This is a genomic window from Streptomyces sp. NPDC051636, from assembly GCF_044453765.1.
Classification (GTDB): Bacteria; Actinomycetota; Actinomycetes; order Streptomycetales; family Streptomycetaceae; genus Streptomyces.
On sequence record NZ_JBITDA010000005.1, the window covers coordinates 309,831 to 336,303 of the forward strand.

Annotated in this window: 22 protein-coding genes, 4 tRNA genes and 1 other RNA gene; 17 read left to right on the forward strand and 10 right to left on the reverse strand. The window is 72.0% G+C overall.

The genetic code is table 11. From position 1 onward, the window contains the following. The first annotated feature begins 138 nt into the window (after positions 1 to 138). Positions 139 to 2,112: a nitrate- and nitrite sensing domain-containing protein gene (locus tag ACIBBH_RS13155; protein ID WP_399404326.1), complete on the forward strand. Its 1,974-nt coding sequence runs from the start codon at positions 139 to 141 to the stop codon at positions 2,110 to 2,112. Next, positions 2,109 to 2,519 (forward strand): roadblock/LC7 domain-containing protein, encoded by a 411-nt coding sequence (locus ACIBBH_RS13160; protein ID WP_399404327.1) that lies wholly within the window; start codon positions 2,109 to 2,111, stop codon positions 2,517 to 2,519. The genes ACIBBH_RS13155 and ACIBBH_RS13160 overlap by 4 nt, the downstream gene beginning before the upstream one ends. 224 nt (positions 2,520 to 2,743) lie before the next feature. On the opposite strand, the gene ACIBBH_RS13165 is transcribed toward ACIBBH_RS13160, so the two are convergent. Both ACIBBH_RS13165 and ACIBBH_RS13170 read right to left on the reverse strand, forming a co-directional pair. Next, positions 2,744 to 3,022, reverse strand: a complete 279-nt coding sequence (locus ACIBBH_RS13165) for a hypothetical protein (RefSeq protein ID WP_399404328.1) — start codon at positions 3,020 to 3,022, stop codon at positions 2,744 to 2,746. A gap of 288 nt (positions 3,023 to 3,310) precedes the next feature. Next, positions 3,311 to 3,398 (reverse strand) — tRNA-Ser (locus ACIBBH_RS13170). Positions 3,399 to 3,470: 72 nt separating this feature from the next. Between ACIBBH_RS13170 and ffs the strand changes: the two genes are divergently transcribed. From ffs to ACIBBH_RS13200, 6 genes are all read left to right on the forward strand, one after another. Beyond that, an RNA gene (ffs, locus tag ACIBBH_RS13175) (signal recognition particle sRNA small type) lies at positions 3,471 to 3,569 on the forward strand. A gap of 74 nt (positions 3,570 to 3,643) precedes the next feature. Continuing rightward, positions 3,644 to 5,893, forward strand: coding sequence for a DNA polymerase III subunit gamma and tau (locus ACIBBH_RS13180; RefSeq protein WP_399404329.1), 2,250 nt, complete (start codon positions 3,644 to 3,646; stop codon positions 5,891 to 5,893). A 98-nt stretch (positions 5,894 to 5,991) separates the two neighbouring features. Next, on the forward strand, positions 5,992 to 7,281 hold the full coding sequence (purD, locus tag ACIBBH_RS13185; protein WP_399404330.1) for a phosphoribosylamine--glycine ligase: 1,290 nt from the start codon (positions 5,992 to 5,994) through the stop codon (positions 7,279 to 7,281). 273 nt (positions 7,282 to 7,554) lie between these two features. After that, complete coding sequence (locus ACIBBH_RS13190; RefSeq protein ID WP_399404331.1) at positions 7,555 to 9,891, forward strand: hypothetical protein; 2,337 nt, start codon at positions 7,555 to 7,557, stop codon at positions 9,889 to 9,891. Between the two features lie 215 nt (positions 9,892 to 10,106). Further along, positions 10,107 to 11,624 carry a N,N-dimethylformamidase beta subunit family domain-containing protein gene (locus ACIBBH_RS13195; RefSeq protein ID WP_399404332.1) on the forward strand — a complete coding sequence of 506 codons (1,518 nt, stop codon included), beginning with the start codon at positions 10,107 to 10,109 and terminating at the stop codon, positions 11,622 to 11,624. A gap of 91 nt (positions 11,625 to 11,715) precedes the next feature. Beyond that, positions 11,716 to 12,615, forward strand: coding sequence for a phosphoribosylaminoimidazolesuccinocarboxamide synthase (locus ACIBBH_RS13200; RefSeq protein ID WP_399404333.1), 900 nt, complete (start codon positions 11,716 to 11,718; stop codon positions 12,613 to 12,615). A 44-nt stretch (positions 12,616 to 12,659) separates the two neighbouring features. Here the strand turns inward: ACIBBH_RS13200 and ACIBBH_RS13205 are convergent. The 8 genes from ACIBBH_RS13205 to ACIBBH_RS13240 form a co-directional block, all read right to left on the reverse strand. Then, positions 12,660 to 12,735 (reverse strand) — tRNA-Gly (locus ACIBBH_RS13205). A gap of 23 nt (positions 12,736 to 12,758) precedes the next feature. Continuing rightward, positions 12,759 to 13,373: a response regulator gene (locus tag ACIBBH_RS13210; protein WP_399404334.1), complete on the reverse strand. Its 615-nt coding sequence runs from the start codon at positions 13,371 to 13,373 to the stop codon at positions 12,759 to 12,761. Continuing rightward, positions 13,370 to 14,593, reverse strand: coding sequence for a sensor histidine kinase (locus tag ACIBBH_RS13215; RefSeq protein WP_399404335.1), 1,224 nt, complete (start codon positions 14,591 to 14,593; stop codon positions 13,370 to 13,372). Before ACIBBH_RS13215 ends, ACIBBH_RS13210 begins: the two co-directional genes overlap by 4 nt. Positions 14,594 to 14,612: 19 nt before the next feature. Further along, a complete protein-coding gene (locus ACIBBH_RS13220) occupies positions 14,613 to 15,392 on the reverse strand; it encodes an ABC transporter permease (RefSeq protein WP_399404336.1) in 780 nt (259 codons plus the stop codon). Continuing rightward, positions 15,389 to 16,363 (reverse strand): ABC transporter ATP-binding protein, encoded by a 975-nt coding sequence (locus ACIBBH_RS13225; RefSeq protein ID WP_399404337.1) that lies wholly within the window; start codon positions 16,361 to 16,363, stop codon positions 15,389 to 15,391. Before ACIBBH_RS13225 ends, ACIBBH_RS13220 begins: the two co-directional genes overlap by 4 nt. Before the next feature lie 132 nt (positions 16,364 to 16,495). Next, a tRNA-Gly gene (locus ACIBBH_RS13230) sits at positions 16,496 to 16,571 on the reverse strand. Between the two features lie 81 nt (positions 16,572 to 16,652). Further along, positions 16,653 to 16,724, reverse strand: a tRNA-Gly gene (locus tag ACIBBH_RS13235). A 169-nt stretch (positions 16,725 to 16,893) separates the two neighbouring features. Then, on the reverse strand, positions 16,894 to 17,211 hold the full coding sequence (locus tag ACIBBH_RS13240; protein WP_399404338.1) for an Lsr2 family protein: 318 nt from the start codon (positions 17,209 to 17,211) through the stop codon (positions 16,894 to 16,896). Between the two features lie 343 nt (positions 17,212 to 17,554). Between ACIBBH_RS13240 and purS the strand changes: the two genes are divergently transcribed. The 9 genes from purS (at position 17,555) to purM (ending at position 26,427) form a co-directional block, all read left to right on the forward strand. Then, entirely contained in the window at positions 17,555 to 17,830 is a 276-nt protein-coding gene (purS, locus tag ACIBBH_RS13245; RefSeq protein ID WP_399404339.1) for a phosphoribosylformylglycinamidine synthase subunit PurS, read from the forward strand. Beyond that, on the forward strand, positions 17,827 to 18,507 hold the full coding sequence (purQ, locus tag ACIBBH_RS13250) for a phosphoribosylformylglycinamidine synthase subunit PurQ (RefSeq protein ID WP_399404340.1): 681 nt from the start codon (positions 17,827 to 17,829) through the stop codon (positions 18,505 to 18,507). The genes purS and purQ overlap by 4 nt, the downstream gene beginning before the upstream one ends. Beyond that, a complete protein-coding gene (gene purL / locus ACIBBH_RS13255; protein ID WP_399404341.1) occupies positions 18,504 to 20,762 on the forward strand; it encodes a phosphoribosylformylglycinamidine synthase subunit PurL in 2,259 nt (752 codons plus the stop codon). The genes purQ and purL overlap by 4 nt, the downstream gene beginning before the upstream one ends. A gap of 113 nt (positions 20,763 to 20,875) precedes the next feature. Further along, entirely contained in the window at positions 20,876 to 21,376 is a 501-nt protein-coding gene (locus ACIBBH_RS13260; RefSeq protein WP_399404342.1) for an ArsR/SmtB family transcription factor, read from the forward strand. A 31-nt stretch (positions 21,377 to 21,407) separates the two neighbouring features. Continuing rightward, positions 21,408 to 22,250: a M23 family metallopeptidase gene (locus ACIBBH_RS13265; RefSeq protein WP_399404343.1), complete on the forward strand. Its 843-nt coding sequence runs from the start codon at positions 21,408 to 21,410 to the stop codon at positions 22,248 to 22,250. A gap of 5 nt (positions 22,251 to 22,255) precedes the next feature. Next, a complete protein-coding gene (locus ACIBBH_RS13270; RefSeq protein ID WP_399404344.1) occupies positions 22,256 to 23,053 on the forward strand; it encodes a sterol carrier family protein in 798 nt (265 codons plus the stop codon). Between the two features lie 75 nt (positions 23,054 to 23,128). Continuing rightward, positions 23,129 to 23,557 (forward strand): META domain-containing protein, encoded by a 429-nt coding sequence (locus tag ACIBBH_RS13275; RefSeq protein ID WP_399404345.1) that lies wholly within the window; start codon positions 23,129 to 23,131, stop codon positions 23,555 to 23,557. Positions 23,558 to 23,757: 200 nt separating this feature from the next. Beyond that, positions 23,758 to 25,287 (forward strand): amidophosphoribosyltransferase, encoded by a 1,530-nt coding sequence (gene purF, locus ACIBBH_RS13280; RefSeq protein WP_399404346.1) that lies wholly within the window; start codon positions 23,758 to 23,760, stop codon positions 25,285 to 25,287. A 42-nt stretch (positions 25,288 to 25,329) separates the two neighbouring features. Beyond that, on the forward strand, positions 25,330 to 26,427 hold the full coding sequence (gene purM, locus ACIBBH_RS13285) for a phosphoribosylformylglycinamidine cyclo-ligase (RefSeq protein ID WP_399404347.1): 1,098 nt from the start codon (positions 25,330 to 25,332) through the stop codon (positions 26,425 to 26,427). The last annotated feature ends 46 nt before the right edge of the window (positions 26,428 to 26,473 follow it).

Sequence of the window (26,473 nt, forward strand, 5' to 3'; positions counted from 1 at the left end):
CCGGTACGGTCGCTGCACGGCTTGCTTGCCGCAACCGGCAGGCGCGGATTAGGCAAGGGCGGTTCAGCGGGCCGCCACGGGGACCGGACGGCTCCCCGCCGACGGCCGTTGCCCGGCTGGCGCAGCATCAGGGGCCGGGTGGCGGTGGTCATCACGGTCCCGATCTGCCTGCTGCTGGCGGTGGCCGGTTTCGCCGTGCACGGCCGCGCCGAGGCCCTCGGCGACGCCCGGGCGACCCGTGCCGAGGTCGGCCTCAGCCTGCGAGTCCAGGCGTTGGTGCACCAGCTGCAACGCGAACGCGGCCTGACCAACGGTCTGTTGGGCGGGGAGGAGGATTTCCGCCCACCGCTCGCCGCCACGCGCAAGCGCGTTGACACGGCACTGCGCGAACTGCGCCGCGAAAACGCGGTCGAGAATGTCGTCCAGCGGCATCTGCGGGGCCTGGCCGGCATCCGTGCCGCTGCCGACAGAGGCACCGCCGACCGGGCCGCGACCCTCACCTTCTACACCGGCGCCGTCGACGCCCTGAACGCCGTCGATCCGGTCGCGGGGACCGCGACGGGCGCCGACCGTCGACTGCGGGACGGGCTGGCCGCGCTGCGGGAGCTGGCCGCCGCCAAGGAGTCCGTCGCCCTCGAACGCGGACTCCTCAACGGGGTGTTCGCCCAAGGAGCCTTCCACGGCCGCGCGTACCTCGATTTCACCGAGGTACGCGCCAACCGCGTCGCCGCCCTCGCCCGCTTCCGGCAGGTCGCCACCGCACCTGAGCGCGCGGCCCTGAAGAAGGCCTTCGCAACCGAGGACGCCGGACTCGCGACCGCCTACGAGAACCAGGCGGAAGGCGCCGTCGACGGTTCCCCGCTGCGCGCCGACGCCGGCACCTGGTGGGACGCGATGACCGTACTCGTCGACGATCTGTACGCCGTCCAGCAGTCGGTCGGTGACGACGTACGGCACCGGGCCGACCGGCTCAGCCACGATGCCGAGCTCGGCCTCGCCGCCTGTCTCGTCGCGGGAACGCTCATCGCCGCCCTCGTCGCGGCCCTCGCCGCCTTTGCCTCCCGGTCTCTCACGCGCCCGCTCCGCGCGCTCGCCGAGGCCGCCCACGACGTGGCGCGGCACCGGCTGCCCGCGACCGTCGCCCGTATCCAGCAGTCCCCGCAGGACCCTGCGCGACTCCTCCCGCCGGCGGACGCGCCGGACGGCTCCGACGCACTGCCGCTGGGCGGCACGGCCGAGATCGCCGAGGTCGCGGCGTCCCTGCACCAGGTGGAACACACCGCCCTCCACCTGGCCGCCCAGCAGGCCGGCCTGCGCCGCAACACCACCGAATCGCTCGCCAATCTCGGCCGCCGCAACCAGAACCTCGTGCGTCGCCAGCTCAGCCTCATCACCCGCCTGGAACGGCAGGAACTCGACCCCGACGCCCTCGCCGAGCTCTTCGAGCTCGACCACCTCGCCACCCGTATGCGGCGCAACGCCGAAAGCCTGCTGGTCCTGGCCGGGCAGAACCCGCCGCGGCCCACGGCAGCACCCGCCGACGGCCTGGAGGTCGTCCAGTCCGCCGTCGCCGAGGTGGAGCAGTACCGCCGGGTCCTGATCGCGACCGTGGAGCCGGTGCGGGTGCGCGGGCACGCCGTCGCGGACATCGCCCACCTCCTCGCGGAACTCATCGAGAACGGGCTGAACTTCTCGCCACCGACCGAACAGGTCGAGGTGCACGGCTGGTACGACACCGAGGACGACACGTACTGCTTCGCCGTCGTCGACCACGGCATCGGCATGTCCGAAGCCGACAAGGAACGTGCGGGCGCCCTCCTGTCCGAATCCGGCGAGGAGGCCCTCCTCGCCGCACCCACCCGGTTCCTCGGTCACCTCGTCGTCGGCCGGCTCGCCCACCGCCTCGGTGAAGGCACACAAGTCCAGCTCTTCGACACTCCTGGCGGCGGCCTGTCCGCACTCCTCGCCCTCCCCGGACGCCTGCTCGTGTCCGCCGAGGACCCCTCCGCCCCACCTCCGCCCGCCAGGACCGCCGTCTCCTCCCTGCTCAACGGCTTCCGGGCAGGTGTCGCCCGCGCCGAAGCCAGAACCCCCCAAGGAGCGTCATCGTGACCACCGCCGTCCAGAGTTTCGGCTGGCTCGTCTCGGAGTTCGTGCGCACCACCGACGGCGTCACGGATGCCGTCGCCGTCTCCTGCGACGGCCTGCTCATGGCCGCCTCGGACAGCCTCGGCCGAGATCGCGCCGACCACCTCGCCGCCGTTGTCTCCGGCATCACCAGCCTCGCCCAGAACGCGGCGACGGCACACGGCTTCCACGGCATGAAGCTCGTCATGATCGAAATGCTCGGGGGCTTCCTCATGGTCGGTCGCATCCGCGACGGCAGCTGCCTCGGCGTCCTCGCCGCCGAAGGGTGCGACGTCGGCCTGGTCGGCTATGAAATGGCCGTCCTCGCCGACCGCGCCGGCGAACTGCTCACCCCGCAGCTGATACGCGAACTGCACTCCGTGCCCAGGTGAGCAACGCCGCTTCGCCCGAGCCGTAACGACGAAGGGCCTCCGCTGCAGGCAGCGGTAACCGAGACCAGGGCGCCGGGTCACACCTTCTTGACGACGATGGTGTCCGGAGGAGCCGCTCCAGGCCGTCCACGTCCGAGGTGAAGACGGTGACCTGCCCCTTCTGCCGGCGTGCGATGACAGCGAGCACGGCATCGATCGCGTACTTGTGGCCGTGCAGCGCGGTGTCAGCCAGGAGGCGCCGGGCCTGGCGGGCCTCGTCCTTTTCCGATGTCGGCGACCTTGAGCCGGGAGAGCACCCAGTCCCAGCGCTGCTCGGTGGTTCTGCCGTCGTACGCCTCGACCAGCGTCATGGGAGACGCCACCACCTCGGCCTCACCCCGGGCCGCGAGGTCGAGCCAGGCGATCATCTTCCGATCGCCGCGCACGGCCAGGGACAGGGCTTCGCAGTCGAGTACGAAGACGCGCAGGGGCCGCCGCCTCTGCTCAGTTCCCCGCTTCGTCACGCGGTCTCTCCGGCGTTGTGCTGTCCCGTGGTGCGGCGCCGCTCGTGTTCGGCGTCGAGCCCCTCCAACCCTCGGCGTCCCGGATGTCGTGGTGGACGCGATCATGGGGTGGGAGCCCGGCATGTGACGGGGGCCATGCTCCGCAAGGTCGCCCAGCAGGTCGGAGACGCGCTCCGGGTGCCGCCCGGCGCCCAGGAAAATCCAACGGAGACGGAAACCGAGACGGACAACGTCGAAGGGCCCCACCGCGAACGGTGGGGCCCTTCGACATCGTGCCCGGTGAGGCACTGGCGGAGGATACGAGATTCGAACTCGTGAGGGGTTGCCCCCAACACGCTTTCCAAGCGTGCGCCCTAGGCCTCTAGGCGAATCCTCCGCCGGAAACATTACATGACCGAGGGGAGTGCTCGCGAACTCGTTCCCGCAGGCCGGGATCGGGTACTCTGTGCGGAGCCCCTCACGCGGCGCTATCTGACTGAACTCCCCCAGGGCCGGAAGGCAGCAAGGGTAGGTTGGCTCTGGCGGGTGCGTGGGGGGCGCTTGCGTTGCCGGGGCGGGGTGCCGTCGGCGGGCGGGCTCGGGCGGGAACCGTTGTCAGTGGACGCCTATAACCTCGTATGCGTGTCGTCTCTCGCGCTGTACCGCCGCTATCGCCCGGAGTCCTTTGCCGAGGTCATCGGGCAGGAGCATGTCACGGACCCGCTGCAGCAGGCGCTGCGGAACAACCGGGTCAATCACGCGTACCTGTTCAGCGGGCCGCGCGGGTGTGGCAAGACGACCAGCGCGCGGATCCTCGCGAGGTGCCTGAACTGCGAGCAGGGGCCGACGCCGACGCCGTGCGGGGAGTGCCAGTCCTGTCGGGACCTGGCGAGGAACGGGCCGGGGTCGATCGACGTCATCGAGATCGACGCCGCTTCGCACGGTGGTGTCGACGATGCCCGTGAGCTGCGCGAGAAGGCCTTCTTCGGGCCCGCGAGCAGCCGGTACAAGATCTACATCATCGACGAGGCCCACATGGTCACGTCGGCCGGGTTCAACGCTCTGCTGAAGGTCGTCGAGGAGCCGCCCGAGCATCTGAAGTTCATCTTCGCCACGACCGAGCCCGAGAAGGTCATCGGCACGATCCGGTCGCGGACCCATCACTATCCGTTCCGGCTCGTGCCCCCGGGGACGCTTCGGGAGTACCTCGCCGAGGTGTGCCAGAAGGAGAACATCCCTGTTGAGGAGGGTGTTCTTCCGCTCGTCGTGCGCGCCGGCGGGGGCTCCGTGCGCGACTCCATGTCCGTCATGGACCAGCTGCTCGCCGGTGCGGGGGCGGACGGTGTGACGTATGCCATGGCGACCTCGCTGCTCGGGTACACCGACGGTTCGCTGCTCGACTCCGTCGTCGAAGCCTTCGCCACCGGGGACGGGGCCGCTGCCTTCGAGGTCGTCGACCGGGTCATCGAGGGTGGCAATGATCCTCGGCGGTTCGTCGGCGATCTGCTGGAGCGGCTGCGGGATCTGGTGATCCTCGCCGCCGTACCGGACGCCGTCGACAAGGGGCTCATCGACGCCCCCGCCGACGTCCTCGAGCGCATGCAGGCCCAGGCCGGCACCTTCGGCGCCGCCGAGCTCAGCCGCGCCGCCGACCTGGTCAACGCGGGCCTGACCGAGATGCGCGGCGCCACGTCGCCCCGCCTCCAGCTCGAGCTCATCTGCGCGCGTGTGCTGCTGCCCGCCGCGTACGGCGACGAGCGTTCCGTCATGGCCCGGCTGGACCGGCTGGAGCGGGGGGTCGACTTCCCCGCCGGTGCCGGTGGTGTGCCGGCCATGGGGTACGTGCCCGGTCCCGACGCCCACGCCCAGGTGCCGCCCGCCGGCGGTGCCGCGGCGGCTCGGGCGGCAGTGCGGGGTCCGGCGGGAAGCGGGGCTCCTGCCTCGCCCGTACCCTCCCCCTCCCCTCAGGGTGGTCCGGGTGGTTCTCCGGCGGCTCCGGCGGCACCTGGCCCCAGCGGCCCCTCCAGCGAGCAGGGCCCGCCGCCCGCGCCCGCCTCCCCGCCGCCCCCCGCCCGCACCTCTGCCCCTGCCCCGGCCGCCGCCCCCGGCGCCTGGCCCACCGCCGCCCCCGCCGGTGGCGGCCGACGCCCCGGCGGCTGGCCCACGGCGGCCCCGGCGGGCGGCGGACAGCCTCCGGCGGCCACGGCACCGGCACTCGCCCCGGCCGCCGCAGCGCCCGCTCCGGCCGCCCCTGCGGCCCCGGGCCCCGCCCCGAGCGGTGGCCTCGACCCGCGCATGCTCTGGCCGAACATTCTGGAGGCCGTCAAGAACCGCCGCCGCTTCACCTGGATTCTGCTCAGCCAGAACGCCCAGGTCGTCGGCTTCGACGGCACCACCCTCCAGCTCGGCTTCGTCAACGCCGGTGCCCGCGACAACTTCGCGAGCAGCGGCAGCGAGGACGTGCTGCGGCAGGCGCTGGCCGAGCAGTTCAACGTGCAGTGGAAGATCGAGGCCGTCGTCGACCCCTCCGGCGGGTCCGCACCCCCGCCGGCCGGTGGCTCGGGCGGCGCGGGAGGCTTCGGCGGCTCCGGCTCCTCCGGATACGGCGGCGGTGGTGGCCACGGCGGCTCCGGCCCCGCGTCCCCGCAGCGACCGGCCGCCCCTCAGCCCACCCCGGCCGCCCCGCAGGCCCAGCGCCCGGCCCCGGCGGCCTCCAGCCCGGCCCCGGCCCCCCGGCCGGTGTCCGCTCCCGAGCCGCCGCCCCCGGTGGCCCCCGAGGACGACATCCCGGAGGACGATGATCCCGACCTCGACGAGTCGGCCCTCTCCGGCCACGACCTCATCGTGCGGGAGCTGGGAGCGACGGTGGTGGAGGAGTTCTCCAACGAATAGCTCGCAGCGGGGCTCCAGCCGCCCTCGGCTCATTCGTAGGAAGGCACAGCATCCCCACCCCCGACCTCTCATAAGGAACGCCAGCTAGGCTGACCCCCGTGAAGGTCCTCGTCATCGGCAGCGGTGCCCGCGAACACGCCCTGTGCCGTTCCCTGTCCCTCGATCCCGACGTCACCGCGCTGTACTGCGCCCCCGGCAACGCCGGCATCGCCGAGGTCGCCGAGCTGCACCAGGTCGACGCGCTCGACGGCAAGGCCGTGTCCGCGCTGGCCGGCGAGCTGGGCGCCGACCTCGTGGTGGTCGGCCCGGAGGCCCCGCTGGTCGCCGGGGTCGCCGACGCCGTGCGCGAGGCGGGTATCCCGGTGTTCGGCCCCTCCCGGGAGGCGGCGCGGCTCGAGGGGTCCAAGGCCTTCGCCAAGGACGTCATGGCGGCGGCCGGCGTGCCGACCGCCCGCTCGTACGTGTGCACGACCGCCGACGAGGTGGCCGTGGCCCTCGACGCCTTCGGTGCCCCGTACGTCGTCAAGGACGACGGGCTGGCCGCCGGCAAGGGTGTCGTGGTCACCTCCGACGTCGAGGCCGCCAAGGCCCACGCGGCCGGCTGCGAACGGGTGGTCATCGAGGAGTTCCTCGACGGCCCGGAGGTCTCGCTCTTCGCGATCACCGACGGCGAGACCGTCGTCCCGCTCCAGCCCGCCCAGGACTTCAAGCGTGCGCTGGACGGCGACGAGGGCCCGAACACCGGCGGCATGGGCGCGTACTCCCCGCTGCCCTGGGCCGACCCGAAGCTGGTGGACGAGGTCCTGGAGACCGTCCTTCAGCCGACCGTCGACGAGATGCGCCGCCGGGGCACGCCGTTTTCCGGCCTTCTCTACGCCGGACTCGCGATCACCAGCCGGGGCGTGCGGGTCATCGAGTTCAACGCCCGCTTCGGCGACCCGGAGACCCAGGTCGTGCTGGCCCGCCTGAAGACCCCGCTGGCCGGCGTCCTGCTCGCCGCCGCGAACGGCACCCTCGCCGACCTGGCGCCTCTGCGCTGGAGTGACGACGCGGCGGTCACCGTGGTCGTCGCCTCGCACAACTACCCCGGCACCCCGCGCACCGGCGACCCGATCACCGGCCTCGACGAGGTGGCGGCCGAGGACGCCCCGCACGCGTACGTCCTGCACGCCGGGACCAGGCGCGAGGGCGACGCCGTGGTCAGCGCGGGCGGACGTGTGCTGTCCGTCACGGCGACGGGCAAGGACCTGGTCCAGGCCCGCGACCGGGCGTACCGGGCGGTGGCGCGCATCCGGCTCGACGGCTCCCAGCACCGTACGGACATCGCGGCGAAGGCGGCGGCGGAGGCGGCGGGCTCGGCCGGAGCGGCCGGCGACGCCGGAGCGTAAAACCGCCGGTCGGACCCACCTCGTACCCACCCGGGCCCCGGATGCGAATCCGGGGCCTGATCCTTGCTCTGCGTCGTCCACCTCTGACCAAAGCCATTCCATCGAGTGACCGATGCCCTATCCGGCTGACGGGTGCCGAGGCCCCAACTAGGGTGCGGCGCAAGCGTTCCGGCACTTGGCCCACCGGCATTGCGATGTCAGTGGTGGGTGCCACAGTGGGGGAGTGAGCAACGCCAGGACAGCGCGAGGACAGCAGGGAGGGGGTGTCCGGTCATGACCGGTATCGGTGTGGAGGCGGGCGCGCAGGCCGCGCGTTCCCGGGCCCTCGCCGTGCTGCGGGTACGCGGCCGGGCGCTGGCCGTCGCCGTGTTGCCCGCAGCGGCTGCCGTGATCCTGCTGGCGGGTGGTTCCAGTGGCCACCTCGCCGGCTCGGGCTGGGACGTCGCCCGCTGGGTCGTGAGCGCGCTGGCGCTGGTGGTGCTGCTGGTCGCCGCCGGCATCGGCCTGGTCGTCGCCCGCGCCCGCCCCGCGATGAGCCCCACGGTGCCGATCTCCGAGGGCTCCGCGCCGGACCTGTACCGCATGGTGCGCGACCTCGCCGACCGCCTCGACGTGCCGGTGCCGTCCGCGATAGCGCTCACACCGGACTGCGACAGCTGGCTGGAGGACCGCACCCACCCGGCGCACGGCCCGCCGCCGCGCGCGTCCGCCGACGAGCTGGCGGGCCCGGGGCGGCGCCACCATCGCCGCACGGCCGCCGCGCCCGTCCTCGTCATCGGCTCCCCGTTCCTGTGGTGGATGCGGGTCGGCGAGCTGCGGGCGGTCCTCGCCCCCGTCGTCGCCGGTACGGGACCCTCGGCGCACCCGGACATAGCGGCCGCCCGCCGCTTCGTACGGGGCCTGGACGCGGCGGTGGCCGTGACCTCGGCGCCCGGCCGCGGCCCGCTTTCGCGCACGGTGCTCGGCGGCGTCGGCTGGGTGGCCCGGCTGCTGCTGCGCGGTTGCCGCGGGCACGCGGCCGAGATGGAGCGGGGTGTGGCCGCCGCGGCCGCCGAGCGTGCACAGGCTGTGGATTACGGGCTGCGGATCGTCGCCCAGGAGCAGGTGGGCCTGGCGTACGCGGGCTGGGACCGGCTGCTGACCCGGGTCGCGCTGCCCGCCTGGCGGATGGGCCGCTGGCCCTCCCGGCTGGACGCGGGCGTCGTCGCGGCGCTCACCGAGCTGTCCCGGCGCGACCGCCTGGCCGAGGGCTTCGCCTCCCGGCTGGGTGAGCGTCCCGCCTGCGACCTGCTCGAGGAGCCCGGAGCGGTGGACGAGGCCGCCTCGCTGCTCGCCGCCCGCCTCTTCCACGGCGGCCCCGCCGAGGCGGGCCCCGACTGGTCCCCGGTGGACTGGCAGGAGTACCCGGAGGAGGTCGTCGACCGCAAATGGCGCACCGACGCGGCCCGCCTCCACCGGGTCCTGGACTCCCTGGGCGTCCGCCCCGCTCCCGCACCCGCCGCCCCCTACGGCCCCACCCTGTCCCGCGTACTGGACCACCTGTCGTCGGCACCGGCCACCAGCGCCTCGCGCATCGACGGGGACGGTCACGCCGAGGACGCCCCCGGGACGGACGGCTACCAGGGGGCTGCCGCCCAGACGGACGGCCGTCAGCAGGCGTCCGCGGAGATGGACGACCGCCGCGGCTGGACGGACGCCGAGACGGACGGCTGCGAGCGGGCCGGCACCCAGATGGCCGGCACCCAGATGGATGGCACCGATACGGCTGGCCGGAACCGGGCTGCCGCGGAAACAGACGGCCCCGAGCCTGGGCGGGCAGCGCCTCACAAGGAGGGCCCCGGGTGGATGGGGGCCGAGCCTGAGGTGGCCGAGCGCGCAAGCGGCGTCCCGGACGCCCGTGAGGCGGTCGGCGCCCAACCGGAGACGGACGACTCCGAGCAAGCGACCGCCGAGGCGGACGCCCGCGAGGGGACCGGCTCCGCCACGGCCGGTCCCGGGCGGCCGGCCCCCGACACCGCCGGCCCCGGAGAGCTCCACGCCGAGACGGACCGCCGCAACCGCCAGAATCCCGAGGCAGACCGCGGCGAGTCCACAGCCCCCGACGCCGACCGCCCCGAGCGGCCCGCCCCCGGCACCGCCCCCGCCCCCGACCCGTTCGCCGACGCGCCCATGGACGCCGGTGACCCCCTGAACGAGCGGAGCGCCACGCTCGCCGCCAGGCTCAGTGCCGAGGTGGCCCGCGAGGAGGCCGCCGGGGCGGGCGGTCCGGCCCCCTCGACCGGCCCGGGCGGTGCCGCCGGCCAGGGTCCCGACACGGCCCGGTGGGACGACGGCGCGCTGCCCCTGTTCCCCCTACAGCCCCCGCGCACCGCCCGTGAACTGCTCGCCGACCACGTCACGGCGATGGTGTGCTGCGCCGCGGTGGACACGGCGGGCGCGAGCCCGGGGCTGGACTGGCTCGACGGCCCCTCGCTGCTCGTCAACGGCGAGAGAGCCGCCGACCTCTCCTCCCGGGTGCTCAGCCTCATAGAGGAGGGGGACCCGGCCCCGCTGCGGGCCTGGCTGGTGGAGTCGGGCATACGTCCGGAGAAGCCGGTACGCCTGGTCTGACCGGCGACTTTGAGCACCGTAGCGGAGCAAGCTCTTCCAGTTCAGGTCAATTCACAACGAATAGTGACCGCACGCGTGCAGAATGTGATGTGCTGGGACCGACCACGCACATGGCAAGCGCGTACGACATACGACAGGCAGACCGAGCCGCCCAGGCAACACCGGGCCGGGCAGGACAAGCCGAGACCACGGGGGCACGAGGGAGGGGAGCGGCCATGGCTTCGGACCAGATCCGCCGCTGGGAGTCGGGAGCACTCGCGCACGCCGTCACGGACCCCTTCGGGCAGGGCCCGGTCCCCTGGCTGCGCGGCAGCGAGACCTACTTCGACGACACCGGGCACGTCGTCCCGTGGTACGTGGACACCACCCAGCAGCACACCCACACGACCGGCACGGGCACCGGCACCGGCAGGGACACCCCGCGCGTCCCCGCCCCCCGCGGCTCCGGCCCCCGATCCGCCGACGACGTGCACCGCCAGATCAAGGGCTTCACCTCCACCGGCGCGGTCGCGCCCGGCGAGGCCCTCGACTTCCACATCACCGTCGACCCGCCCCAGCAGTTCAGCGTCGACATCTACCGCATCGGCCACTACGGCGGCGACGGCGCGGCGAAGATCACCACCAGCCCCCGCCTCTCCGGCATCGTCCAGCCCCCGCCGCTGACCGCCGACCGCACGGTCTCCTGCCACCACTGGTGGCTGTCCTGGCGCCTGCAGGTCCCGTCGTACTGGAACATCGGCGCGTACGTCGCGGTGCTCACCACGGCCGACGGCTACCGCTCCCACGTGCCGTTCACCGTCCGGGACAACCACCCCGCGGACCTGCTCCTGCTGCTGCCCGACATCACCTGGCAGGCCTACAACCTCTACCCGGAGGACGGCCGTACCGGCGCCAGCCTCTACCACGCCTGGGACGACAAGGGCCGTCTGCTGGGGGAGGCCGACGCGGCGACCACGGTGTCCTTCGACCGCCCGTACGCGGGCGCGGGCCTGCCGCTGCACGTCGGCCACGCCTACGACTTCATCCGCTGGGCCGAGCGCTACGGCTACGGCCTCGCCTACGCCGACGCCCGCGACCTGCACGCCGGCCGCGTCGACCCCGCCCGCTACCGGGGCCTGGTCTTCCCCGGCCACGACGAGTACTGGTCGACACAGATGCGCCGCACCGTGGAGCTGGCCCGGGAGAACGGCACCTCGCTCGTCTTCCTCTCCGCCAACACCATGTACTGGCAGGTCGAGCTGGCCCCGTCCGCCTCCGGCATCCCCGACCGTCTCCTGACCTGCCGCAAACGCAAGGGTCCGGGCCGGTCGGCGCTCTGGCGGGAGATCGACCGCCCCGAACAGCAGCTGGTCGGCATCCAGTACGCGGGACGCGTCCCCGAACCGCATCCCTTGGTCGTGCGCAACGCCTCCCACTGGCTGTGGGAGGCGACGGGCGCGCGCGAGGGCGACGAGATCGAGGGCCTGGTCGCGGGCGAGGCCGACCGCTACTTCCCGCGCACCCCGCTCCCCGAGCACGAGGAACGCATCCTGCTCGCCCACTCCCCGTACACCGACGGTGACGGCGTCCTGCGCCACCAGGAGACCTCCCTCTACCGCGCCCCCTCCGGCGCCCTGGTGTTCGCCTCCGGCACCTTCGCCTGGTCCCCGGCCCTGGACCGCCCCGGCCATGTGGACCCCCGTATCCAGCGGGCCACCGCCAACCTGCTGGACCGCATCTGCAAACGCGACTGACAGCCGCGCGCGAGGGCGACTGCCCCGCCGTCCGTGGCCGGTGTTCCATACGGGACAATCAAGCCATAGGACAGAACCACGGGGAGGAACCGTGTCCGGATTCGTCGAAAAGCCCGAGCCGCTCCAGGTTCCGGGTCTGGTGCATCTGCACACCGGCAAGGTGCGCGAGCTGTACCAGAACGAGGCGGGCGACCTCGTGATGGTCGCCAGCGACCGCATCTCCGCCTACGACTGGGTGCTGCCGACCGAGATCCCCGACAAGGGCCGCGTCCTCACCCAGCTCTCCCTGTGGTGGTTCGACCAGCTCGCCGACCTGGTCCCGAGCCACGTCCTCAGCACCGAGCTGCCCGCCGGTGCCCCCGCCGACTGGCAGGGCCGCACGCTGGTCTGCAAGTCCCTGACCATGGTCCCGGTCGAGTGCGTGGCCCGCGGCTACCTCACCGGCTCGGGCCTCGCCGAGTACCAGGAGTCCCGTACGGTCTGCGGCCTCGCCCTCCCCGAAGGTCTCGTCGACGGCTCCGAGCTGCCCGCTCCGATCTTCACCCCGGCCACCAAGGCCGAGGTCGGTGAGCACGACGAGAACGTCTCCTACGAGGAGGTCGCCCGCCAGGTCGGCGCGGACACCGCCGCCCGGCTGCGCCAGGCCACCCTCGCCGTCTACACCCGTGGCCGGGACATCGCCCGCGACCGGGGGATCATCCTGGCCGACACGAAGTTCGAGTTCGGCTTCGACGCAGACACGCTCGTCCTCGCCGACGAGGTCCTCACCCCGGACTCCTCCCGCTTCTGGCCGGCCGACCAGTGGCAGCCGGGCCGTGCGCAGCCGTCGTACGACAAGCAGTTCGTCCGCGACTGGCTGACCTCTGCCGAGTCCGGCTGGGACCGCAGGAGCGAGCAGCCCCCGCCGGCGCTGCCCGAGCACGTCGTCGAGGCGACCCGGGCGAAGTACGTGGAGGCGTACGAGCGCCTGACGGGCGTCAGCTGGAGCTGAACCCACGACGAAGGCCCCGGTCGCTTGACCGGGGCCTTCGGAACTGGAGCGGACGACGAGGCTCGAACTCGCGACCTCAACCTTGGCAAGGTTGCGCTCTACCAACTGAGCTACGTCCGCGTTGCGCCGTGGCGCGAGAGCAACTATACCCAACCTCGCTCCCGAGCGAGACGTACCGCGGTATGCCGGTTCTCAGCCCCCAGCTTGGTCACGGCCGAGGAGAGGTAGTTCCGCACGGTCCCCGGTGACAGCGCGGCCCGCTCGGCGATCTCCGCGACCGGCGCCCCGTCGGCGGCCAGCTCCAGCACCTCCGCCTCCCGGGCGGTCAGCGGCGAGTCCCCGGCGGAGATCGCGTCGGCGGCCAATTCCGGGTCGACGTAGCGGTTCCCGGCGTGGACGGTACGGATGATCTCCGCGAGCCGCTGTGCGCTGACCGTCTTCGGGACGAAACCGCGCACTCCCGCCGCAAGGGCCCGTTTCAGATGCCCGGGCCGCCCGTGACCGGTGACGATCAGTACCTGGCAGCCGGGCAGTTCGGCGCGCAGGGCTGTGGCGACCTTCACACCGTCCGCGCCCGGCATCTGGAGATCCAGGACGGCGACGTCGGGCGCGTGGGCCCGCGCCATCGCCAGCGCCTCCGGACCGGTCGCGGCCTCCGCCACCACCAGGAGATCGTCCTCCAGGGAGAGCAGCGCGGCCAGCGCCCCCCGGATCAGATGCTCGTCGTCGGCGAGCAACAGCCGTACCGGAGACGTCACGACGCGACCTCACTGGCCACTCGAGAGCGCAACGGCACCTCCGCCACCAAACGGAACCCGTCCTCCCCGACGACCCCCGCCTGAAGCGTCCCGCCCACCGCCGCCAGCCGTTCCCGCAGCCCGGCGAGGCCCGAGCCGCCACTTCCACCCGGGCCCGCGACCCCGTCGTTCTCGACCGTCAGAACCACATGCCCCTCCAGTACCCGAAGTACCACGGCACACCGCCCGGCGTCCCCGTGCCGCAGTACGTTGGTGGTCGCCTCCCGCACCACCCAGCCGAGCGCGGACTGCACGTCGGCGGGCAGTCCGTCGGCAGTGCCGGTGACCTCGCAGCCGATCCCCGCGGCCGTCAACACGCCCTGCGCGCCGACGAGTTCGACCCCGAGGTCGGCCCCCCGGTAGCCGCGTACGACGTCGCGCACCTCGCGCTGGGACTCCTGCGCGATGCGCTGCACCTCGATCATCTGCTCAACGGCCTCGGGCCGCCCGCGCCGGGCCAGTTGCACGGCCAGTTCGCTCTTGAGGGAGATCACGGAGAGGTTCCGCCCGAGGACGTCGTGCAGGTCGCGCCCGAACCGCAGCCGCTCCTCGGCGACGGCGAGCCGGGCGCGGGTCTCGCGGGCCTCGTCGAGTTCGTAGACGGCGTTGAGCAGCCAGACCGAGAACAGGCAGGTGGAGGCGAGGAAGCCGGCGCCGATGAACACCACGAGCGTCACGACCAGCACGCCCGTCCAGGGCGCACCGAACGGGAACGACACGATGCCCGCGCCGAACGCGAATCCGGACACGACCGCGAACACCCGCCGCCGGCTGCGCACGCCCAGTGCCATGGTGCCCGCGCCGAAGGTCAGGATCCCCCCGAAGACCGTGCCGACGGCGGCGTCCATGGCCTGGCCCCCGGGCCCGTACTTCATGAGCCCGAGCGCGGCGACCGCCAGCACGAAGGTGAGCGCGCCGAGTACCCACAGCAGCCGCACCGGCTGCGCGCGCCGGCCGCGGGTCCAGTCCAGTGCCCGGGAGGCGGTCACGCAGCCGGTCACCGCGTGCACGGCGACCATGGCCGTCAACCAGCCCGCGATGCCCGTGCGCACCTGTCCGACCACCGGCAGCCCGATCACCGCGACCTCGATCACGCTGAAGAGGTGCAGCGACCAGCGCGTGTACGTCTCGACCTTCGCCGGCGTGCTCTTGCGCCGCCACCAGCCGCCCGCCCGGCTCATCCCCGCACACCCCCGTACGTCACCGCCGCGGTTCCCACCGGAACCACCGCCGTACAGCAAACACCGCCAGGGCGGTCCAGGCCAGCGCGGTCGCCAGGGCGCCAAGTGCCTGATACGCGCTCAGGTCGCCGGTCCAGCCGGCGCGGACCAGCCGGATGGCCGGGGAGAGCGGGAGGAGTCCGCAGACGGAGGCGAGGCGGTCGGGCATGACCTCCGTGGGGATCGTGATGCCCGAGCCGACCATGGAGACGAACACCAGGGGCAGCGCGGTGACCTGTGCGCTCTCGGGGGTCCTGGTGAAGGAGGCGGTCAGGGCCGCGAGCGCGGCGGACAGCACCAGGCCCAGCGCGAGCCCCAGGACGCTCAGGTACGGCGCCTGGGGTGTCCCGGTGTCGAGCAGCACCGCGCAGCCCGCGGCCAGTACCAGCGACTGGGCGAGGCCGACGCACACGGCGGGCAGGGCTGTGCCGACGAGGATCTCGGCGTCGCCGAGTTCGCCGGTGCGCAGCCGTTTGAGGACCAGTTCCTCGCGGCGGGCGACGAAGGCGCTCACCAGGGACGTGTACACGGCGAACAGGAAGGAGAAGCCGATCGCGGCCGTGATCATCACCGCGCCCACGGACAGCCCGTGGGCCTCGAGGTCCAGCTGACCGGCGGCGGGCTGCACGCTGAACGGGAGCGTGAGCGGCACGAGCAGCGCGGTGACCACGGCACTCCGGTTGCGGCCGAGCAGGGTGAGCTCGGCCCGGGCCAGGGCACGCAGCCGCCGGGCGGCGCCGGGGAGCACGAGGCTGCTCATGTGGCCACCTCCTTCCCCCACTCCCGGCTTCGTTCGACCGGGCGGACCTCCATCCGTGCGATCCCCAGGAACGCCTCCTCCAGCGAGGCGGGCCGCACATCCAGCCGGCGCAGCTCCACCCCGGCCCGCTCGGCCCACACCAGCAGCGCGGTGGCGGTGCGCTGCAACTCGCGGGTGCGCAGCCGTACGGTCCTGCCGTCGGCCTCGTGCCCGCACACCCCGAGTTCGGCGAGCGGCGGCAGGTCCCCGAGGAAGTAGCCTTCGGCCAGGTCGAAGGAGATCCGCGAGGGCCGGCCGGCGGTGACCTCGGCGGGTGTCCCGGCGGCCGCGATGCGCCCCTCGTGCAGGATGGCGAGCCGGTCGGCGAGGCCCTCGGCCTCCTCCAGGTAGTGCGTGGTCAGCAGCACGGTCATGCCGGTGTCGCGCAGCGTTCGCACCAACTCCCAGGTGTCCCGGCGCCCTTGGACGTCCAGGCCGGTCGTCGGCTCGTCGAGGAACAGCACCTCGGGCTCGCCGAGCAGCGCGAGCGCCAGGTCCAGCCGCCGCCGCTCACCCCCGGACAGCTGCTTGACCCGCACGCCGGCCTTCCCGGCCAGCCCGGCCAGCGCCAGCGCCTCCCCCTCGGGCCGGGCCCCGCTGGTGCACCCCGCCCACATCCGCGCGGTCTCGGCGACCGTCAGCTCGGAGGGAAAACCACCCTCCTGGAGCATCACACCGGTGCGCGGGCGTACGGCGGCCCGCTCCAGGTAGGGGTCGTGGCCGAGGACGCGCACCCGGCCGCCCGCCGGCGCCGCGAGCCCTTCCAGGAGCTCGACCGTCGAGGTCTTGCCCGCGCCGTTGGTGCCGAGCAGCGCGAAGACCTCCCCGCGGCCGACGGAGAAGCTGATTCCGCGCACCGCCTCGAACTCGCCCCCGTACACACGCCGGAGGTCTGTGACCTCAATCACGTGTTCGTGCTCGTCGTTGTTCATGCCTTCAGCGTCCCTGCGGGCGGGGGCGGGCAGCAGTGCGTGGTGTCATCACTCGGCATGACAAATGTCAGGCGGACGCTCGCGGAGGGGGCGTACGAAAAAACCCCGGCCGCATGGACCGGGGCTTCTCTCTGGAGCGGACGACGAGGCTCGAACTCGCGACCTCAACCTTGGCAAGGTTGCGCTCTACCAACTGAGCTACGTCCGCACTGCTCCCGACCGGCTCCCACCGATCGGTGCGAGCACCAGCCTACCTGATCCACTTCAGTGGTCGGGACCGGCGGTGCAGAGCGGGTGACAGGAATTGCACACTGCGCCTTCCCCCTGGAAGGGGGATGTTCTGCTACTGAACTACACCCGCATGTACTCCGTGGGCCCGGGCCTTTCGGCCTCGCCCCTCGGCGTGCTCCAGACATTAGCTGATCAGCAGGGGGGTAGCGCAAGTCGGTTGTCCCCGGGGGACTCCACCCGGACAAGTCGGCTGTCCTCAGGGCCTGCTGACGGGCCCTGAGGACCACCCCTCGCGGGCGTCACTGTGCCGCGCTGAACGCCTCGTAGACCTTCTTGGGGATGCGACCGCGCGCGGGCACGTCCATCTTGTGCGCCTGCGCCCAGGCGCGGACCGCCGCGGGATCGGGGGCGACCTCCGTCTGGCGGTACGCCTTGCCCGACCTCGACCGCTTGCGGCCGGCCGCCACGTACGGCTCGAGGGCCTTACGCAGTTTCTTGGCATTGGCTTGGTTCAGGTCGATCTCGTACGACTTGCCGTCGAGTCCGAAGGCGATCGTTTCCGCCGCTTCCGAGCCGTCGATGTCGTCAAAGAGAGTGACCACGACCTTCTGCGCCACGAATATCGGTCCCTTCGTGCGACACCTCGCCGGTGATGACGTGCCAAGACGTCCCGGAGATGTCGACTGTCCGCCTGTTATTGGGCAAAGTATCGGCTATTGCCAATTCATTTGTACAGTGCCCGGCAATGCAAAGTGAAGCCCGACTAAATCCGTCCGCGTGTCCTGGCGCAATAGTCTCCGCGGGGCGGATCCCGGAACTTTCCCAGAACTTTTCACGGTGGCCCAGGTCCGACACCGTATCGTGATGCCGCTCACGTAGGTTCCTACAACTCTACCCGCGTAGAAATTTGGTGCGGGTAGTCTGAAGGAACCTGCTCAGCACCACACACCGGGAGTGCCAGTGGCACGCGTCGTAGTCGACGTCATGCTCAAGCCGGAGATCCTCGACCCCCAGGGCCAGGCGGTGCAGCGCGCACTGCCGCGCCTGGGTTTCGAAGGCATCTCCGACGTACGTCAGGGAAAGCGATTCGAACTGGAAGTTGACGGGCCGGTCGACGACGCCGCGCTCGCCCGCATTCACGATCTTGCCGAATCCTTCCTCGCCAACACCGTGATCGAGGACTTCACCGTTCGGGTGGACGGCAAGGTGGCGGATGTCGCGGAGGCCGCGAAGTGACCGCTCGTATTGGCGTCGTCACTTTCCCGGGCAGCCTTGACGACCGGGACACCCAGCGGGCCATCCGCCTCGCCGGGGCCGAGCCGGTCGCCCTCTGGCACAAGGACAAGGACCTGAAGCAGGTCGACGCCGTGGTGCTGTGCGGCGGTTTCTCCTACGGCGACTATCTGCGCGCCGGCGCCATCGCGCGCTTCTCGCCGGTGATGGAGCCGCTCATCGAGCAGGCGAAGGCCGGTCTGCCGGTGCTCGGCATCTGCAACGGCTTCCAGATCCTCACCGAGGCCCACCTGCTGCCCGGCGCGATGCTCGGCAATGACCACCTGCACTTCATCTGCCGCGACCAGAAACTGCGGGTGGAGAACGCCGCGACCTCCTGGACCAGCGACTACCGCGCGGGCCAGGAGATCCACATCCCGCTGAAGAACATGGACGGCCGGTACGTCGCCGACGAGTACACGCTCGACAGGCTGGAGGCCGAGGGCCGGGTCGCGTTCCGCTACCTCGACTTCAACCCCAACGGCTCGCTCCGGGACATCGCGGGCATCACCAACGAGGCGGGCAACGTCGTCGGCCTCATGCCGCACCCCGAGCACGCCGTCGAGCCGCTGATCGGCAGCGGCCGTACCGACGGCCTCCCGTTCTTCACCTCGATCCTCAAGAAGCTGGTCAACGCATGAGCCGGACGCCTCTGGACACGGTCGAGCACGCGGCCGGGACCCCCGACGTCGAGCTGCCCTGGGCCGAACTCGGCCTGAAGAAGGACGAGTACGAGCGGATCGTGGAGATCCTGGGCCGCCGCCCGACCGGCGCCGAGCTCGCCATGTACTCGGTGATGTGGTCCGAGCACTGCTCGTACAAGTCCTCCAAGGTGCACCTGCGCCAGTTCGGCGAGAAGGCCCCCCAGTCCGACGCCCTCCTCGTCGGCATCGGCGAGAACGCCGGTGTCGTCGACGTCGGCCAGGGCTACGCGGTCACCTTCAAGGTCGAGTCGCACAACCACCCCTCCTACGTCGAGCCCTACCAGGGCGCGGCCACGGGTGTCGGCGGCATCGTGCGCGACATCATCGCGATGGGCGCGCGCCCGGTCGCCGTGGTCGACCCCCTGCGCTTCGGCGCGGCGGACCACCCCGACACCAAGCGCGTCCTGCCCGGCGTGGTCGCCGGTATCGGCGGCTACGGCAACTGCCTGGGCCTGCCCAATATCGGCGGCGAGGTCGTCTTCGACGCCTGCTACCAGGGAAACCCGCTGGTCAACGCCGGAGCCATCGGCGTGATGCGGCACGAGGACATCCACCTCGCCAAGGCGTCCGGCGCGGGCAACAAGGTCATCCTGTACGGCGCCCGGACCGGCGGCGACGGAATCGGCGGCGCCTCCATCCTCGCCTCGGAGACCTTCGACGACGCCAAGCCCTCCAAGCGCCCGGCCGTCCAGGTCGGCGACCCCTTCCAGGAGAAGCTCCTCATCGAGTGCACCCTGGAGGCCTTCAAGGAGAAGCTGGTCGTCGGCATCCAGGACCTGGGCGCGGCCGGTCTGTCCTGTGCCACGTCCGAGCTGGCCTCCAACGGCTCCGGCGGCATGCGCGTGACGCTGGACGACGTACCCCTGCGCGACTCGACGCTCTCTCCTGAGGAGATCCTCATGAGCGAGTCGCAGGAGCGCATGTGCGCGGTGGTGGAGCCGGAGAAGGTCGACCGGTTCCTGGAAATCTGCGAGAAGTGGGACGTCATCGCCACCGTCATCGGTGAGGTGACCGACGGCGACCGCCTGGAGATCTACTGGCACGGCGGCAAGATCGTCGATGTCGACCCGCGCACGGTCGCGCACGAGGGCCCGGTCTACGAGCGCCCGTACGCCCGCCCGTCCTGGCAGGACGAGCTCCAGGCCGACGACGCGAACAAGCTGCCGCGGCCGGCGTCGAGCGACGAGCTGAAGGCCCAGGTCCTGAAGCTGGTCGGCTCCCCCAACCAGGCCTCCAAGAAGTGGATCACCTCGCAGTACGACCACTTCGTGCAGGGCAACACCGTCCTCGCCCAGCCCGAGGACTCCGGCATGATCCGCGTCGACGAGGAGACCGGCCTCGGCGTCGCGATCGCGACCGACGGCAACGGCCGGTACGCCAAGCTCGACCCGTACGCGGGCGCGCAGCTGGCCCTCGCCGAGGCCTACCGCAACGTGGCGACGACCGGCGCCAAGCCCCTTGCCGTCTCCGACTGCCTGAACTTCGGCTCGCCGGAGGACCCGGCGGTGATGTGGCAGTTCGCGGAGGCGGTACGGGGTCTCGCGGACGCCTGTCAGCAGCTGGGCACCCCGGTGACCGGCGGCAACGTCTCGCTCTACAACCAGACGGGCGAGGCGGCCATCCACCCCACGCCGGTCGTCGCGGTCCTGGGCGTCATCGACGACGTAGCCCGCCGCACGCCGGTCGCCTTCCAGGAGGAGGGCCAGCTGCTCTACCTCCTCGGCGACACGCGTGCGGAGTTCGGCGGCTCGGCCTGGTCGCAGGTGATCCACGACCACCTCGGCGGCCTGCCCCCGAAGGTCGACCTGGAGCGTGAACGCCTCCTCGCCGAGATCCTGATCTCCGCATCCCGCGACGGCATGATCGACTCCGCGCACGACCTGTCCGACGGCGGTCTGATCCAGGCGGTCGTGGAGTCGGCGCTGCTCGGCGGCAAGGGCGCGCGCCTGATCGTCCCCGACGGTCTGGACGCCTTCACCTTCCTCTTCTCCGAGTCGGCGGGCCGCGCGATCGTCGCGGTACCGCGCTCGGAGGAGGTCCGCTTCAACGACATGTGCGGTGCGCGTGGACTCCCGGCCACCCGCATCGGTGTCGTGGACGGTGACTGCGTGGACGTCCAGGGCGAGTTCGCGCTCACCCTGGAGGAGCTGCGGAAGATCCACGAGGAGACCATTCCGGCGCTGCTCGCCTGAGTTCCGCACCACGAAGTCCATGAAGCCCCCGCCCGGTCCGCCGGGCCGGGGGCTTCGTCGTGCAACCGGACATGCCCTTGCAATGAGATTACGTAGTTACGTAATCTCTGGTTGTGGAACTTGAGCAACGCGTCGCCGACCTGGAACGCCGGCTGGCGGCGCTGGAGAACGCGCAGCGCAGCGCGCCCTGCCTCGTCGAGGGGGACTTCTGGGCCCTGGACGGCCTGAAGGAACAGCTGGCCGAGCTGGGAGCGGCCGACGGGGGCGTGCTGTTCACGGGCGCTGTACGGCTACCGACCGGCGAGTACTACGAGTGGCAGCACGGCACGGCGGCCGAGGGGCTGCTGGACGGTGACTGGGCCCCGGACGCCGAGGTGTTCGCCGCGCTCGGTCACCCGGTCCGGCTGCGGCTGCTCCGCGAGATTCTCGGCGGCCGGCGCACCGCGGCCGAGCTGGCCGAGTCGGACGAGGTGGGCACGACCGGCCAGATCTACCACCACCTGCGCCAACTGACCGGCGCGGGCTGGCTCCACACGACCGGCCGGGGCCGGTACGAGGTCCCGGCGGGGCGGGTGGTGCCGCTGCTCGTCGCACTGTCCGTGGCCCGGCCCTGACCAGGCCGGAGCCGATACCAAGAGGGGGAACATGACCGGACGCAAACCGACCAGGATCGCCTACCGGGGTCTGCAGCTGACCTTCCTCGGCCTGGTGATCGCCCACCTGTCCCTGGACCTTGGGTATCCGTGGTGGTGGAACTTCCTGCCGATCGTCCTCGCCTGCACCCTGGTCATCATGGCCGGCCGCTGGGGCGGTGCCCCGGACAGCCCCCGCGTGGCCCGGGAACCCGTCGAGGTCGCCCCGCCCGTGACCGGCCGCTGGACCGCGCAGAACAGCCCGGCCGACCGCACCCCCAGCCACGGCACGCACGCCTACGGCCAGACGTTCGCCATCGACGTCGTCGCCGAGCCCCAGCCGGGCGCCCGCCCCGGGTTCAGCCCACTGTGGCCGCTCGCTCGCCGCAACGCCGCCTTCCCCGCGTTCGGCGCCCCGCTCCTCGCGGTGGCCGACGGCACCGTCGTACGGGCCGCCGACCGGCAGCGCGACCACCTGAGCCGTACGTCACTGCCCGCACTGCTGTACCTGATGCTCATCGAGGGATCCGTGCGTGACCTGCTCGGCGCCAAGCGGATCGTCGGCAACCACCTCGTCCTCGACCTCGGCGGCGGCAGCTACGCCCTCTACGCCCATCTGCGGCGCGGCTCACTCACCGTCCGCGAGGGCGACCGGGTGTGCGCCGGGCAGGTGCTCGCCCGCTGCGGCAACTCGGGCAACTCGACCGAACCGCACCTGCACTTCCAGCTGATGGACGGCCCGGACCCAGACACCGCCCGCGGCATCCCCTTCACCTGGCACGGCATCGGCGTCCCCCGCAACCGCGAGGCCTTCGAGGTGCCCGCGCAGGCCTCGCAGCCCGCCTGGCTAGGCTGATCTCCATGCCTCCGGCCAAGAATCGCACCCGCAGCTACGATCCCGCCAAGATCCGCACCGCCGTGCTCGCCCAGTTCGGGAACGTACGACAGGCCGTCCGCACCCTCACCCCCGAGCAGCTCGCGCTGCCCACCCGGCTCGGCCAGTGGACGGTCCGGGACCTGGGCGCGCACGTCACCATGGCCGTGGAGACCGTCAGCCGGAACCTCGACCGGGAGGAGCCGGCCAAGGCGGAGCTGACCCTGCTGGAGTGGCCGTTCGCCACCGCCGTACGGGCCGCCGACATCGACGACGGCACCCGGGAGCTGGCGAAGGCCAACCCCGACCTCGACGCCCTCTACGCCCGCACCGAGGAACGCCTCACCGAGCGCCTGGCCACCGCCCCCGGCGCCCGCCTCCTCGCCACGCGCACCGGCGCCATGAACCTCGCCGACTACCTCGTCACCCGCACCGTCGAGCTGGTCGTACACACCGACGACCTGAACGCCGCCGTGCCCGGCCTCGGCATCCCGTACGACCGCCAGGCCCTTGCCGCCTGCACCCGGCTCCTCGCCGACGCGCTGGCCGTCAAGGCACCCGGTGGCTCCACCGAGGTGCGGATCCCGCCGTACGCCGTCGTCCAGTGCGTCGAGGGGCCCCGGCACACCCGTGGCACCCCGCCCAACGTCGTCGAGACCGACCCGCTGACCTGGGTCCGGCTGGCGACCGGGCGGCTGGCCTGGACGGACGCCCTCGCGGAGGCCAAGGTCAGCGCGAGCGGGGAGCGGGCCGATCTCCAGGGGCTGCTGCCGCTGATGTCCTGAGGCCGAACCGGGCGGTCCACGGAACCGAGCACCCGCGAACCCCGTCGAATCGACATGTACCGGCACAAGCAGCGCATGACCCTGACAGCGGCCGCCGTGCTCGTCCCGCTCGCGGTGGCCTGCGGCAGCGAGCGGGCGGGCAGCGGCTCGGTCACGGCCCAGGAGCCCGTCACCGGTGTCGACTGGAGCGTGGACAGCGTCACCGCCGACGGCGCCACCCACCGCGCCCCCGCCGCCGCGCACGTCCGGATCGACAACGGCACCGCCCGGGGCAACTACGGCTGCAACCAGTTCAGCGCCAAGGCCACCGTCCGGGGCGACCGGATCCGCCTGAGCGACGCCCGCTCGACCCGGATGGCCTGCGAACGCGAGCGCATGGCCTTCGAGAACACCCTCGCCCGCACCCTCACCACGGGCACCCTCATCGCCGTCACCGACGGCGACCGGCTGACGCTCACCGCGCACGACGGCGACCGGGTGCGGCTGACCCGTGCACCCGATTGATGTGCGACGCCTCACTCACAGCCTGGAAAAGTGGCCGCCGTGCCCTCCCGGCGGGCCGTCGAGCGAGCGGCAAAGTCCCCGAAACGCCGCGCTGAGCAGGCCAAACAGCCAGAGCATGATCGTCGGACCGGACGAGTGATCCGTTACCGGCGCGTATCCCCAATTCGGACCAGTGGTCGACCTCGCCTACACTCGGAAACGTGCCACGTGGTGACGGTCGACTCAATCACGATCTACTCCCCGGTGAGAAAGGCCCCCAGGACGCGTGTGGCGTCTTCGGTGTCTGGGCTCCGGGCGAAGAGGTCGCAAAGCTCACGTACTTCGGGCTCTACGCCCTCCAGCACCGGGGTCAGGAATCCGCGGGAATCGCGGTCAGCAACGGCTCCCAGATCCTCGTCTTCAAGGACATGGGCCTGGTCTCCCAGGTCTTCGACGAAACCTCGCTCGGTTCGCTCCAGGGTCACATCGCGGTCGGACACGCCCGCTACTCGACCACTGGCGCCTCCGTGTGGGAGAACGCCCAGCCGACGTTCCGGGCCACCGGTCACGGTTCCATCGCGCTCGGCCACAACGGCAACCTGGTCAACACGGCGCAGCTCGCCGAGATGGTCGCCGACCTGCCGAAGGACCCGGGCGGGCGCTCCACCCGCGTCGCGGCCACCAACGACACCGACCTGCTCACGGCCCTGCTGGCCGCCCAGGTCGACGAGGACGGCAAGCCGCTGACCATCGAGGAGGCCGCCCACACGGTCCTGCCGAAGGTGCGCGGTGCCTTCTCCCTCGTCTTCATGGACGAGCACACCCTCTACGCCGCCCGCGACCCGCAGGGCATCCGCCCGCTGGTGCTGGGCCGGCTGGAGCGCGGCTGGGTGGTCGCCTCCGAGTCCGCCGCCCTCGACATCTGCGGCGCCAGCTTCGTCCGGGAGATCGAGCCCGGCGAGTTCGTGGCCATCGACGAGAACGGCCTGCGCACCTCCCGATTCGCGGAAGCGAAGCCCAAGGGCTGCGTCTTCGAGTACGTGTACCTGGCCCGCCCGGACACCGACATCGCCGGCCGGAACGTGTACCTCTCCCGCGTCGAGATGGGCCGCCGCCTGGCGAAGGAAGCCCCCGTCGAGGCCGACCTCGTCATAGCGACCCCGGAGTCCGGCACCCCGGCCGCCATCGGCTACGCCGAGGCCTCCGGCATCCCCTTCGGCGCGGGCCTGGTGAAGAACGCCTACGTCGGCCGGACCTTCATCCAGCCCTCGCAGACCATCCGCCAGCTCGGCATCCGCCTGAAGCTGAACCCGCTGAAGGAAGTCATCAAGGGCAAGCGCCTGGTCGTCGTCGACGACTCCATCGTGCGCGGCAACACCCAGCGGGCCCTGGTGCGCATGCTGCGCGAGGCGGGTGCCGCCGAGGTCCACATCCGGATCTCCTCGCCGCCGGTGAAGTGGCCCTGCTTCTTCGGCATCGACTTCGCCACCCGCGCCGAGCTCATCGCCAACGGCATGAGCATCGACGAGATCGGCACCTCGCTGGGCGCCGACTCCCTGGCGTACATCTCCATCGACGGCATGATCGAGGCGACCACCATCGCCAAGCCGAACCTGTGCCGCGCCTGCTTCGACGGCGAGTACCCGATGGAGCTCCCCGACCCGGAGCTGCTCGGCAAGCAGCTGCTGGAGACCGAGCTGGCCGCCGGGCCCGCCGCCACGGCCGCAGCCGACGCGATCCGCCGCCCGTAGGCGCCGCTGTTCACGCGGTACGACACGAAAGTTGTCAAAGTCATGTCTTCTGCTGATTCTGATCAGCGTGCTCCGCACGCGGGCGCTGGTGCCAGCTATGCGAGCGCGGGCGTCGACATCGAAGCGGGCGACCGCGCGGTAGAGCTGATGAAGGAGTGGGTGAAGAAGACCCAGCGCCCCGAGGTCCTCGGCGGCCTCGGCGGCTTCGCCGGGCTCTTCGACGCCTCCGCCCTCAAGCGCTACGAGCGACCCCTTCTCGCCTCCGCCACCGACGGCGTCGGCACCAAGGTCGACATCGCGCGTCGGATGGGCGTCTACGACACCATCGGCCACGACCTGGTCGCCATGGTCATGGACGACATCGTGGTGTGCGGCGCCGAGCCGCTGTTCATGACCGACTACATCTGCGTCGGCAAGGTCCACCCCGAGCGGGTCGCCGCCATCGTCAAGGGCATCGCGGAGGGCTGTGTGCTGGCCGGCTGCGCCCTGGTGGGCGGCGAGACGGCCGAACACCCCGGGCTGCTGGGCGAGGACGACTTCGACGTCGCCGGCGCCGGTACGGGCGTCGTGGAGGCCGACCGGCTGCTGGGCGCGGATCGTATCCGTACGGGTGACGCGGTGATCGCCATGGCGTCCTCCGGGCTTCACTCGAACGGGTACTCCCTGGTCCGGCACGTCCTGCTGAACACCGCGGGCCTCTCGCTCGACGCGCGGATCGAGGAGCTCGGCCGCACCCTGGGCGAGGAGCTGCTGGAGCCGACGAAGATCTACTCCCTGGACTGCCTGGCCCTCACGCGCACCACCGACGTGCACGCCTTCAGCCACGTCACGGGCGGCGGGCTGGCCGCCAACCTGGCCCGGGTGATCCCGGACGCGCTGCACGCGACCGTCGACCGCTCCACCTGGTCCCCGGGCGCGATCTTCGACCTCGTCGGGAAGACCGGCGACGTCGAGCGCCTGGAGCTGGAGAAGACCCTCAACATGGGCGTCGGCATGATCGCGGTCGTCCCCGGGGAGTCGGCGGACGTCGCCCTCGCGACCCTGGCCGACCGCGGGGTCGACGCCTGGGTGGCGGGCGAGATCACCGACCGGGGCGAGCACGAAACGGGCGCCGCCCTGGTGGGGGAGTACGCGAGCTGAGGCCCTGCGGGCAGCACAGAACCCGGTCGGTGACCGAAGTCACCGA

Bases quoted from the DNA above. Each gene is read 5' to 3' on its own strand.
- ACIBBH_RS13215 (WP_399404335.1), bottom strand. From the start codon at position 14,593: ATGAGCCGGGCGGGCGGCTGGTGGCGGCGCAAGAGCACGCCGGCGAAG.
- ACIBBH_RS13195 (WP_399404332.1), top strand. From the start codon at position 10,107: ATGGCTTCGGACCAGATCCGCCGCTGGGAGTCGGGAGCACTCGCGCAC.
- ACIBBH_RS13190 (WP_399404331.1), top strand. From the start codon at position 7,555: ATGACCGGTATCGGTGTGGAGGCGGGCGCGCAGGCCGCGCGTTCCCGG.
- purL (WP_399404341.1), top strand. From the start codon at position 18,504: ATGAGCCGGACGCCTCTGGACACGGTCGAGCACGCGGCCGGGACCCCC.
- ACIBBH_RS13265 (WP_399404343.1), top strand. From the start codon at position 21,408: ATGACCGGACGCAAACCGACCAGGATCGCCTACCGGGGTCTGCAGCTG.
- purM (WP_399404347.1), top strand. From the start codon at position 25,330: ATGTCTTCTGCTGATTCTGATCAGCGTGCTCCGCACGCGGGCGCTGGT.
- ACIBBH_RS13225 (WP_399404337.1), bottom strand. From the start codon at position 16,363: ATGAACAACGACGAGCACGAACACGTGATTGAGGTCACAGACCTCCGG.
- ACIBBH_RS13270 (WP_399404344.1), top strand. From the start codon at position 22,256: ATGCCTCCGGCCAAGAATCGCACCCGCAGCTACGATCCCGCCAAGATC.
- ACIBBH_RS13220 (WP_399404336.1), bottom strand. From the start codon at position 15,392: ATGAGCAGCCTCGTGCTCCCCGGCGCCGCCCGGCGGCTGCGTGCCCTG.
- ACIBBH_RS13275 (WP_399404345.1), top strand. From the start codon at position 23,129: ATGACCCTGACAGCGGCCGCCGTGCTCGTCCCGCTCGCGGTGGCCTGC.